The following is a 1881-nucleotide window of genomic DNA, read 5'->3' as shown; positions in this document are numbered from 1 at the left end:
GGGTAAGTGGGGCAGATTCGGTGGCGGTGCTGGTTCGTTGGGCAACGGTGGTGCTGCAACCGGACTGAAGTGACCCCGTGTTCACGCCCTAGCGAGAATGATTGCCGGCAGGGGCGGAACCGGTTGGCCGACGTTGCCGATGCCAAGCCGGTCACCGAGATAGTGGTAAAAGGATAGCCCGAGCTTTTGGCAGGTCTTCATCAGACCGAGCATGGTATCGCGTGCAACACGACCATCGCGGCTCATCGTGCCGCCGGAGATCTTCCGCTTCGTCACAAAGCTCCGCAAAGCATTTTCGGATGCATTGGTGTGTAGCGGAATCTCGGGATGATCGAGAACTTTCAGCAACTCGCTCTTCCGTCGATGCAGCCGCTCAAGCAGCTTGTCGAGCGCCTCATAGCCGGTGCGCAGGCCGAAGATTCGGTCGAACCGTCGTCTGAAGGCCGGAACGGCCCGCGGGGAAGGGGTCTGCTTGTAGGCTTTCAGCGCCTTGTAGAAGCGCCAGACGAGATCGCGGACCATGGTGAGCGACCGCTCCTCCTTGGCGGTTCCTGGCATCAGCTTTTGCAGAAGACGTTCGGCATGAACCCAGCACAGCGCGTGATTGCCGACGCGGAACTGGCCGGCGTCGTCGGACACGATCACCGTATTGCCCATCAGGCCGTGGTGACGAATAGAACCCCACAGGCCGGCCTCGGCAAGCGTGCCGATCTCCTGCCGGTCGAAGATGTCGATACCCTTTTCGGCCAGATGCGCCATGAATGGGACCTGGTTGCAGAAGCGCTGTGGTTCAAAAGCGCGAAGTACGGCAGTTATGGACGCATCCGCACGGCGTTCTTTCAGGTAATCGAACGCGGCATCGTTGAGCACGTAATCCTGGTAGCCACCGCGCAGCAGCGACAGGAAATTCAGGCGGGACTTCGATTTTGTGGTGCGAAAGACAGTAAAATTCGGGCCGCCGATGTGTGTGGCGTAACACGGATTATGGGAATGCCACGCGCCGGTGTCGTCGACGGTGACATAAGACGACGACACCAGGCCGGCATGCAACACCGCGGCATCCTCGGCGACAAAGCCATCCAGCTGCCGGGTCAAAAGCCGTAAAATCTGGCGTTTTGAGATGTCGATACCGATGTCGTTCAGCAAAGTCGTCAGGCGCGCGGTCGTCACCTGCCCTTGTGTATGCAGCATCAGGCAAAGTCGCCTGAGGTTGATGCCGTAGCCACCTACGGTTCCCATAGGCAAGGGTGCCAGCACCGTCTTTCCATCCGGCGTCACCCAGCATTCACGACGGTAATGCACGAGCTCGGCCTTGAGCACCAGGTCGCGAACATAGACGCTTCTGTATCCCTTGAAGCGCGAGCCGGCCGGAGCATTGGTGCGCACGATCTCTTCCCGGCTGACCCGTTTCACATCGAGCTTCGGGCCGCGCGGTTTCTTCTTGCTCGCCTGTTTGTCGCCGGATTTGATATCGGTTGCCTTGTCCATGCCGGACGGTCGAAACGGCGGGCGCGGCGGCAGGTTCTTCAGTCGAGCGATCTCATCGCGCAGCAGTTGGTTCTCGACTTTAAGCCGGGTGTTTTCCAAGCGAAGGGCGGCGTTTTCCTCGCGCAGCTGGATGTTGTCGGCCTCAAGCTTCGCGAGCCGGGCTTCCGCCTGCTGCGACCGCTCCAACAGACCGGACACCAGACTGCGCAACGCATTCAGCGACAGCGTGCCGGCATGCTCGGGGGAGGGGAGCCGTTTCGTCATGGCAGAATCGAATCATGATTTGCCCCGGCAGGAGAATCCCCAGGCTATCAATCAATTCTCAAAACGCTGGGTTATGCACACTTCTATGCTCGCTCACCGAAACGCTGCCACCGATTTTGCCCCACGTAC

At 59.7% G+C, this 1881-nt stretch carries 1 protein-coding gene; it reads right to left on the bottom strand.

Annotated features, from left to right (window positions below; genetic code table 11):
• Positions 1-81: 81 nt before the first annotated feature.
• On the bottom strand, positions 82-1752 hold the full coding sequence (locus K290_RS0133310; RefSeq protein WP_028755408.1) for an IS66 family transposase: 1671 nt from the start codon (positions 1750-1752) through the stop codon (positions 82-84).
• Positions 1753-1881 lie beyond the last annotated feature (129 nt).

The organism is Rhizobium leucaenae USDA 9039, from assembly GCF_000426285.1.
In the GTDB taxonomy this organism is placed as follows: Bacteria; Pseudomonadota; Alphaproteobacteria; order Rhizobiales; family Rhizobiaceae; genus Rhizobium; species Rhizobium leucaenae.
The sequence above is the reverse complement of the archived record's forward strand: the minus strand, read 5'-3'. Positions and strand labels throughout refer to the sequence as shown.